The sequence below is a fragment of the Streptomyces sp. NRRL B-24572 genome (genome assembly GCF_002156145.1).
GTDB lineage: Bacteria > Actinomycetota > Actinomycetes > Streptomycetales > Streptomycetaceae > Streptomyces > Streptomyces vietnamensis.
The window spans coordinates 1-8,276 of the sequence record NZ_MWIG01000706.1 but is presented as its reverse complement, the minus strand read 5'-3'; the positions used below and the strand labels follow the sequence as shown (position 1 = coordinate 8,276).

The 8,276-nt window shown below is 72.0% G+C and carries 8 protein-coding genes and 1 pseudogene; 2 read left to right on the top strand and 7 right to left on the bottom strand.

The features are described from left to right. Positions 1 to 21 precede the first annotated feature (21 nt). From CCN56_RS34075 to CCN56_RS34045, 7 genes are all read right to left on the bottom strand, one after another. Positions 22 to 957: a poly-gamma-glutamate hydrolase family protein gene (locus tag CCN56_RS34075; RefSeq protein WP_086831691.1), complete on the bottom strand. Its 936-nt coding sequence runs from the start codon at positions 955 to 957 to the stop codon at positions 22 to 24. A gap of 35 nt (positions 958 to 992) precedes the next feature. Continuing rightward, positions 993 to 1,583 carry a hypothetical protein gene (locus CCN56_RS34070; protein ID WP_086831690.1) on the bottom strand — a complete coding sequence of 197 codons (591 nt, stop codon included), beginning with the start codon at positions 1,581 to 1,583 and terminating at the stop codon, positions 993 to 995. Further along, a complete protein-coding gene (locus tag CCN56_RS34065; RefSeq protein ID WP_086831689.1) occupies positions 1,570 to 3,141 on the bottom strand; it encodes a VWA domain-containing protein in 1,572 nt (523 codons plus the stop codon). The genes CCN56_RS34070 and CCN56_RS34065 overlap by 14 nt, the downstream gene beginning before the upstream one ends. Then, entirely contained in the window at positions 3,138 to 4,352 is a 1,215-nt protein-coding gene (locus CCN56_RS34060; protein WP_086831688.1) for a toxic anion resistance protein, read from the bottom strand. Before CCN56_RS34060 ends, CCN56_RS34065 begins: the two co-directional genes overlap by 4 nt. After that, positions 4,349 to 5,485, bottom strand: coding sequence for a hypothetical protein (locus CCN56_RS34055; RefSeq protein WP_179200078.1), 1,137 nt, complete (start codon positions 5,483 to 5,485; stop codon positions 4,349 to 4,351). The genes CCN56_RS34060 and CCN56_RS34055 overlap by 4 nt, the downstream gene beginning before the upstream one ends. 141 nt (positions 5,486 to 5,626) lie before the next feature. Beyond that, positions 5,627 to 6,022 (bottom strand): hypothetical protein, encoded by a 396-nt coding sequence (locus tag CCN56_RS34050; RefSeq protein WP_086831687.1) that lies wholly within the window; start codon positions 6,020 to 6,022, stop codon positions 5,627 to 5,629. 113 nt (positions 6,023 to 6,135) lie between these two features. Beyond that, a complete protein-coding gene (locus tag CCN56_RS34045; protein ID WP_030693207.1) occupies positions 6,136 to 7,347 on the bottom strand; it encodes a pyridoxal phosphate-dependent aminotransferase in 1,212 nt (403 codons plus the stop codon). 146 nt (positions 7,348 to 7,493) lie between these two features. Here CCN56_RS34045 and CCN56_RS34040 point away from each other — a divergent pair, with 146 nt between their 5' ends. Both CCN56_RS34040 and CCN56_RS34035 read left to right on the top strand, forming a co-directional pair. Further along, positions 7,494 to 7,946 (top strand): hypothetical protein, encoded by a 453-nt coding sequence (locus tag CCN56_RS34040; protein ID WP_086831686.1) that lies wholly within the window; start codon positions 7,494 to 7,496, stop codon positions 7,944 to 7,946. Further along, positions 7,943 to 8,276, top strand: a pseudogene (locus CCN56_RS34035) (hypothetical protein); the annotation flags it as partial. The gene CCN56_RS34040 and the pseudogene CCN56_RS34035, both read left to right, overlap by 4 nt.

Genomic DNA, 8,276 nt, shown 5'->3' with positions numbered 1-8,276 from the left:
CCGGGGGCCGGCGCATGTCCGTCAGAGGATCTGCTGACCGGCCTCCACGGTCGCGATGGCCCGGCGGCAGGCGTCGCGGAAGGCGAGGAAACGCGGGTTGTTCCAGGTCGCGATGCGGCCGCTCTTCCAGTCGAAGTCCGTGGCCTCGGGGCCGAACAGGGATCGGCGCATGTCCTCGGTGATCTCCAGCTGGGCGCCGGCGCCGGTCATCGTCCGGTTGCAGATGTTGCGCGGGTCCGCGCCGGCGAAGTCGGCCAGGTTGTAACGGTCCCGCCACTCGTCGGAGAGGGCGTCCAGCGCGGGGAACCCGGCGGTCTTCAGCTCGTACACCAGGGCCTCCCGGAAGGTCTTGTTCAGACCGCCCACGACGACCAGCTTCGGGTCCGATTGCGAGGGCCAGACCATGGTGTCGGGGAGTCCGAGCTGGGTGTACTGGCAACCGTGCAGGCTCAGCGTGTTCAGGCTGCTCGCGGCCAGCAGCCTCGCCACGTGGTCGTCGCAGTTCACCGAGGTGACGTGCAGGTCACGGTTGTTCTCCGAGCGCATCCCCTCGAACATCCAGTAGTCGTGGACCATCGTGGGGAACAGGGCGGCCGCGTTCGCGTCCGCCGGGTCGTATCCCGCGATCGCCAGACAGAGTTCGGAGGTGCCCCGCTCGATCTGGCCGCCGTGGATGGCGAGGACCGCCGTCTTCTTCGTGTAGACGCCCACCTTGGACAGATAGCCGTCGAACTGCTCGTGGCGCCGGGAGCGACGGCCGTAGTCCGTGCCCTCCTTGGTGGGGTGCAGCGTGCTCGTGTAGAGGTCCGTGTTGGACCCGTAGAGGTCGTTCTCCCCGGTGGCGAACGCCGGTGTCGCGGTGGCGAGCTGGCTGAGCAGGGGAGCGCCCGCCGTGGCGGCCGCCGCCAGGGCGGTGAGGACCGTGCGACGGGACGCGGCGTGCTGTGAGAATGTCATGCGCGGAACATACTTCCTGCCCCCGACGCCCCAGGTCACTGTCCCCGTTCCTCCACGTACCGCGTGTGCGTCTCCTGGCGGATCGCCTCCGCGTCCCGCAGGGCGGCCGCGATCGCCGTCGCCTCCTCGTGGAGCGCGGCCAGCTGCCGTTCGAGGTGGCTCTCCGCCGGCTCGGCGCCCGGCGTGAACCGCGACCACCACCGCGTCCGTACGAAGGTGTCGACGGCCTCCGGGATGTCCTGCCGCACCGCGCGGGCGAGGACGTGGAGGTGGTCGGGGTCGCTCACCCAGCCCGGTTCGAGCAGCGCCTCGACGAGGGTGACGAGCCCGGTCAGCTTCTCGCGGGTGGACGGCGACAGCTCCACCTCGGTGAGGTACTCGCGCAGGGTCGCGAAGTCGGCCCGCAGGGCCTCGAGTTGCTCGCCCGCGTCCGGGAAGCGCGGGGTGTCCGGGCGCTCGGGCGGGGCGATGAGGGCCCCCGCCGCGTACAGGCCGCCGACCACCAGCGGCCACAGTCCGCCGGCCGCGCCGGTGAGGGTGATCCCGACGCCGACCAGGCCGAGGGCGCTGCCCGTCAGGTTCTTGCGGGACTCGGCGTACCGGAGGAGGCGGTCACTGGTAGCCACGGATCTCCTCGAAGGCGCCGTCGAGCGAACCCTTCGTGGCGTCGAAGAGCTTTCCGCCGGTCAGGCTCGCGATGTGGTCGAGCTCGCCCCGGTCGGAGTCCCCGAAGAGGATCGGGAAGACCGGCGTGTGCTGCTGCCCGGCCGGGAGGGAGCGGTAGAAGGTGTCGAAGGCGGCCGCCGGGTCGCCGTCGGTGTTCTCCCCGTCCGTCATCAGGACGACCGAGGTGAAGGTGTCGGCCGGGGCCTTCCCCAGGAACGTGTACGCCTCCTGGAGGCTGGAGTAGATCGCGGTGCCGCCGGAGGCCGAGAGCTTCCCGGCGTCGGCGCGGATCGCGTCGAGCGCCGCCTTCGGTGAGGCCGGGTCGACCGTGTGGGTACGGACCTCGCCCTGCTTCACCGAGGAGCCGAAGGGCATCAGGGTCACCTCCTCCCGGTCCCGGAAGTCGCCGGTCAGCTCGGCGAGCGCCGACTTCAGCCGGTCGAGCCGCTCGCCGCCCATGGAGCCCGAGGTGTCGAGCACGTACACCGTGCGGGAGGGCCTGCGCAGGGTGTTGTCGTACGCGTCGAGCAGACCGTCGGCGACGGCCCGGCTGCCGGGGAACGGCAGCTCGCGGCGCGCGTCCCGGGCGAGCGCCGAGGCCGGGCGGACGCCGACGACCACGGGGCGGCGCAGGGTCGTCTCGGTGATCCGCCGCTGGGCGTCGGGGGTGCGCAGCCAGGTGGTGAGCCGGCCCGCCGCCTCCTTCGCCTCGGGGCGGGCGGAGGTGAGCAGGGTGAGCGGGTAGTCGGCGGTCACGACCCCGTCGGACGGGCGGATCACGGTCAGCTTCTCGGGCGCGGACAGCAGCACGGACTCGTAGTTCACGAGCGCGTCGACGTCGGTGCGGCGGGCGTAGGCGGTGGCGAGCCAGCCGGAGGAGCCCGAGGTCAGCTTCTGGCCGGTGAAGAACTCCTTGAGCTTCGGGGTGGCCTTGGCAACGTCCTGCTCGGTGAGGGCCGACTGGGCGCCGGACAGCCCGGAGGCGACCGAGACGAGCGCGGAGAAGCCGGAGTTGGAGCGCTTCGGGTCCGTCATGCCGTACGTCAGCTTCCCGTCGGCGACCGCCCGGTGCAGCTGCGACCAGGTCACCTTCGCCGGGTTCCAGCCGAGCCGGGCGACGGCGGCGGGCCGCACGCCGAGCGCCACCGGCGAGGTCATGACCGGTGTCTCGTTGGTGATCTTCTTCGCCGTGTCCGGGCGGAGCCGGAGGTAGTCGTTCGAGGAGAGCCAGACCGCGTCGTACGTCTTGTCCGCCTCGCCGGACGCGATGCGCTCGACGGCGTCGAGGGTGCCCGCGTAGGTGGGGCGGACGGTGACCCCGGTCGCCTTGGCGGCCTCGTCGAGGACGGGGGCCATGTCGGCGAGCTCGGAGGAGGCGAGGACCCGGAGGGTTCCGGTCCTGTACTCCGTGTTCTGCGCCTCGGGGCGGTCGCCCTCCTCGCCGCCGCCGGAGCAGGCGGTGGCGAGGAGGGCGAGGGCCAGGCCCGCGACCGCGCGGGTCAGGGTGCGGGTTCTCATGCGGGGCCGCCCTCCAGGGAGCCGGTGCGGCGGCTGCGGGCCAGGTGGGCGCTCGCCTCCTGGAGTTCGGCCGTCAGCGACTCGACCGTCGCCGCCATCGACTCCGTGGCCTGCACCTTGTACGTGTCGATGGCGTCGAGCGTCCGGTAGATCTGCTGGAAGGCGATGCGGAGCGTCTCCGCGCCCACCGCCGGGTCCGCCGCGATCTGCTGGATCTCGCCCGCCTGGCCTTCGAGCGCCTCGGCGTTGCGCCGGATGATGTCCTCGGTGGTCGAGCGCAGCGCCTTCACCTGCTCGGTGACCTTCCGCTGGTTCTCGAGCGCGGAGGCGAGCATCACCGCGATCTTCAGCGCCGACACGGTCGTCGTCGCCGCCCGCTCCACGCCCTTGATCAGCTCGTCGTTGTTCCGGCGGACCACGTCCATCGCCAGGTAGCCCTGGGCGCAGACGGCGAGCTGGGTCAGCAGGTCCTGGTGTTTCTGCCGGACCGGGAAGAGGACGTCGGCGCGGAGCGCGTCCGCCTGACCCGGGTCGGGGGTGAGGGCGATGCGCTCCTCCACGGCCGCGTCGAGGGCGTCGGTGAGCACCGCGTACTCCTGGAGCTTTCCCATGGTCTCCCAGAGGCGGGCCCGCTCGGTCTGCAACGCGGCGTTGTCACGGCGCAGTTCGTCCCGGCCGTTGCGCAGCGCGTCGACGATCCGGTTCAGCGTGGCCTGCGAGGAGGCGTACCTGGCGACGTGGTCGCGCAGCTTGTTCCCGCCCGGCAGCTTCGAGAGCAGGCCCTTGAAGCCCTTGCCGGGGGTGTCCTGGGGCGCCAGGTCCTCGACCGTGCGCCGGAGTTCGACGAGGGAGGAGCCGACCCGGGCCTGCGCGTCGCCGCCCGTGCCTTCGCCGAGGGAGCGGATCGTGCGGTCGAGCATCCGGTTCGACTGCTGGGCGGCGGTGCGCATCTCGCCCGCGCCGAGCGCCGTGATCTCGCCGATGCGGCCGGCGAACTCGGGGGAGCGCGGGTCGAGTCCGGACAGCGAGCCGACGTACTCGTCGGCCCGTCGGGACATCTCCGTACGGACCGACTCGTCCAGCGGCACCAGGCCCGAGGCCTGCTCGGCGCGGACGGCGGGGACGGGCTCGGGCGGGGTCAGGACGAGCGGGGCGTCCTGCTCGGGCGGTGTCAGGGCCATCGTTCTTCTCGGATCTCCGGGCGTGGTCATGCGGTGTCCCCCTGGTCGCGGGCCCGCAGCGCCATCTCGTGCAGCACCTTGCTGGTGGGCACGGGCGCCTGGCGGACTCCGGTCAGCGTCTGGTTGAGGTACTCGGTGTGGCCGTCGGTCGCGGCGGTGAACTCGCTCGCCGCGCCCTGCGGGCGGAAGCCGTGACGGACCGCGAGCTTGCGCAACTCGGGGTCGGTGGAGAGGAGTTCACCGAGCTTCCTGCCGTTCTCGGTGAGCGGTACGAGGGTGTGGTCGCTGTTGACCGTGGTGTCCGGGTAGAGGACGACGAGGTCGCCCATGGGCCGGCCGGCGAGCAGCTGGGCGGCGACCTGCGACTCGTACACGAGGACGAGCGGGTTGCCGACGCCGCTGACGAAGTCACGGAAGGGCGCGTCCGAGCCGGACTGCTGGGCGCCCTGCACCTGCACCAGCTTGCGCATCAGCGGGGCCGTGCGGGCGACGGCGGCCTTGTCTCCCGCGACCCGCCCGCCGTCGGCGACATAGCTCGCGGCGGCGAGGTAGAGGGCGCCGGAGTTGGAGGCGACCGGGTCGGTGGAGGTGATGAAGAGGGTGCCGCTCAGCTCGGCGTGTCCGTTCGAGCCCTTGAGCTGCTGCCAGGTCCGGTCGGCGCGGGCCGCCGCGAGGTAGGCGTCCATCTTCAGGGTGCCGTTCGTCCCGCGCGGGCCCAGGGTCGCCAGGCCGTTGCCGGCGAGGACCTGGGCGGCGGCGCTGTGCGCGACGACGACGAGCGGCGAGTAGAAGGGCCGCAGCGGGGCGGACGCCGCCTTGTCCTTCGTCTTCGCCTGCGCCTTGGCGCGGAGTTCGTCGGCCGGTCCCTTGGAGGACGGGAAGGCGAAGTCGTACCCGTCGAGGGGGAGTTCCTCCATGTCCCAGGACCCGGAGGTCTCGGTGTTCACGGTGAAGCCCTTGGCGGCCAGGGCCTTCACCACCTGCGGATCGGCGAAGAACTCGGCCTTCTCCGATCCGATGACTCCTCGCACGGTCTTCGTTGCCGTGCCCGTGTCCTTGTCGCCGCCCGTCACGAGGACGGCGGCCACGCCGCCGAGGAGCAGGACGGCCAGGACGATTCCCAGGATGCGTCTCACGCGGGCAGCGTGCTCGCGGAAACCCACATTCCAGGGGGAGTTGGGTGGACGGGGGGTGAAGGAGCGATCCCGTTACCGAACCGGAGCGGGGTGTACCGGGGGGTGTGCGGCGCCGCCCTGTTGGGTGGCGCCCGGTCCGCGCGGTTCGTGCCGCGCGGACCGGGGCCGTCAGGGGGCGGCGACCAGGGGGGTGTCCCCGGCCAGCGCCGCGGTGTGCGCGTCCATGCGCCCGGCGGCGAGGATCGCGGCGGCCGTGTCGGCCCGGGAGGCGGCGACGACCAGTGCGCGGCCCGCGAGGGCGTGCGCCCTGCGGTGCAGGTCCTGCGCGGACGAGCCGGTCAGACCGGCGTGCCGCGCGGGCGGTGCGCCGCGCAGCCGCGCCACCTGCCGGGCGATGAGCTCGCCGGCCTCCGTGTCGCCCAGCTCGTCGGTGACGGCGAGCAGGGCGGCGAGGTGTCCTGCGAGCTGGATGTCCAGCTCCTCCTCGCGGGAGCGGTGCGGGTACGCGGCCTGGGCGTCGTCGGCCATCCGGTGGACCGACTTGGTGCGGATCGGTTCGTACATGGGATGGCCTCCAGCGGTTGCTCTGGGGCCATCCTAGCTTAGATTCGGTCTAAAGTTGAGCGTCGTCCGGGGTGGTGGGCCACGGCTGGTCGAGCGCCGTCCGGAGTGGCGGGCTACGGCTGGCTGTAGCCGTCCAGGAACCGGCCGATCCGGGTCACCGCGTCCGCCAGGTCCGCGGCCGCCGGCAGCGTGACGATCCGGAAGTGGTCGGGCTCGTGCCAGTTGAAGCCCGTCCCGTGCACGACCATGATCTTCTCGGCCCGCAGCAGGTCCAGGACCATCTGCCGGTCGTCCTTGATCTTGTAGACGTTCGGATCGAGGCGCGGGAAGAGGTACAGCGCGCCCTTCGGCTTCACGCACGTCACGCCCGGGATCTGCGTGAGCAGCTCGTACGCCGTGTCCCGCTGCTCGAGCAGCCGCCCGCCCGGCAGCACCAGGTCCTCGATCGACTGCCGGCCCTGGAGCGCGGCCGCCACCGCGTGCTGCGCCGGCATGTTCGCGCAGAGGCGCATGTTGGCGAGGATCGTGAGGCCCTCGATGTACGAGGACGCGTGGTGCTTCGGACCGCAGACCGCGAGCCAGCCGGAGCGGAAACCGGCCACCCGGTAGTTCTTGCTCATCCCGTTGAAGGTGAGGACGAGGAGGTCGGGGGCGATCGCGGCGGTCGGGGTGTGCGTCGTGCCGTCGTAGAGGATCTTGTCGTAGATCTCGTCCGAGCAGACGACCAGGTTGTGACGGCGGGCGATCTCCGTCAGCGAGCGCAGCATCTCGTCGTCGTAGACGGCACCCGTCGGGTTGTTCGGGTTGATGATCACGATCGCCTTGGTGCGGTCGGTGATCTTCCGCTCGATGTCCGCGAGGTCCGGCATCCAGTCCGCCTGCTCGTCGCAGCGGTAGTGCACGGCCGTACCGCCCGCGAGCGAGACCGAGGCCGTCCACAGCGGATAGTCCGGGGCCGGGACGAGGACCTCGTCGCCGTCGTCGAGCAGCGCCTGCATCGACATCTGGATCAGCTCCGAGACGCCGTTGCCGAGGTAGATGTCCTCGACGGAGAGCGGGATGCCCTTCGTCTCGTAGTGGCTCATCACCGCCCGGCGGGCCGAGAGCAGCCCCTTCGCGTCGCCGTAACCGTGCGCCTCGGAGAGGTTGCGGAGCACGTCCTCCAGGATGGCGGGCGGGCACTCGAAGCCGAAGGCGGCCGGGTTGCCCGTGTTCAGCTTGAGGATGCGATGACCCGCGGCTTCGAGCCGCATCGCCTCTTCGAGCACCGGACCCCGGATTTCGTAACAGACGTTGGCGAGCTTCGTGGACTGGATCACCTGCATGACGAGAGCTTACGGCGAGGTCGGCCGCGACGCGGGGTGTTTTGGGACACGTCGGGCGTCCGGTACGTCGTCGCCCGTCACCGACGGGTTGTCCGGAATGTGTGTGGACTCGCACTGCGGTGACGTGCTCTCTACAATGCGCGCACATGAGCCACCAGGACAACAGCGTCTTCGTCGACGCCTCGGGCAGACGGGGCCGCAAGGTGCGGTGGGCCGCTGCCGGACTGGGCGTGGCATGCCTCGGTTTCCTCGCGGTCGTCGTCGCGGGCTCCTTCGGCGCCGGACCGGCGGGAGGGCCACTGCCCTGGGCGAACGAGGAGCAGCACGACGCGCCCGCGCTCATACAGCCGGACCCCGCGGCGTCCGGAGACGCCGACGCCACGCCGGAGCGCACCGCGGCGCCGCGCGCCACCTCCGGGACCGCCTCCGGGGCACCGGCCACACCGACCGCCGAGGCCACGACCGAGGCCCCGTCGCCCACCGCCGCCGCCACCACCGCGGACGCCCCGGCCGCGACGGCCTCCGCGCCGGCGGCCACCACCAGCGTCAAGCCGGGCAAGGCCGACCAGGCGCCGGGCGCCACGAAGCGCCCGAAGTGACGGGCGGCGGGCGGGACGCCCTCGGGCAGGACGGCCAGGGGTACGGGTACGGGTACGGATACGGGTACACCGACGCGTATCGGCAGGGGCAGGAGCAGGGGTATCCGGCCCCGGAGCAGCCGTACGGGTACGCGTACGGGGGCCCGGAGCAGCCGTACGCGTACGAGCAGGGCGACGCCTTCGCGGCCTCGCCGCCCGCCCCGCAGCCGGGCCCGGAGCCGCAGTCGTACGCCACATACGCCGACCACCCTCCGTATGCGGACCACCCTCCGGCCGTGGATCACCCTCCGTACGCGGACCACTCTCCGGCCGCGGACCACTCTCCGGCCG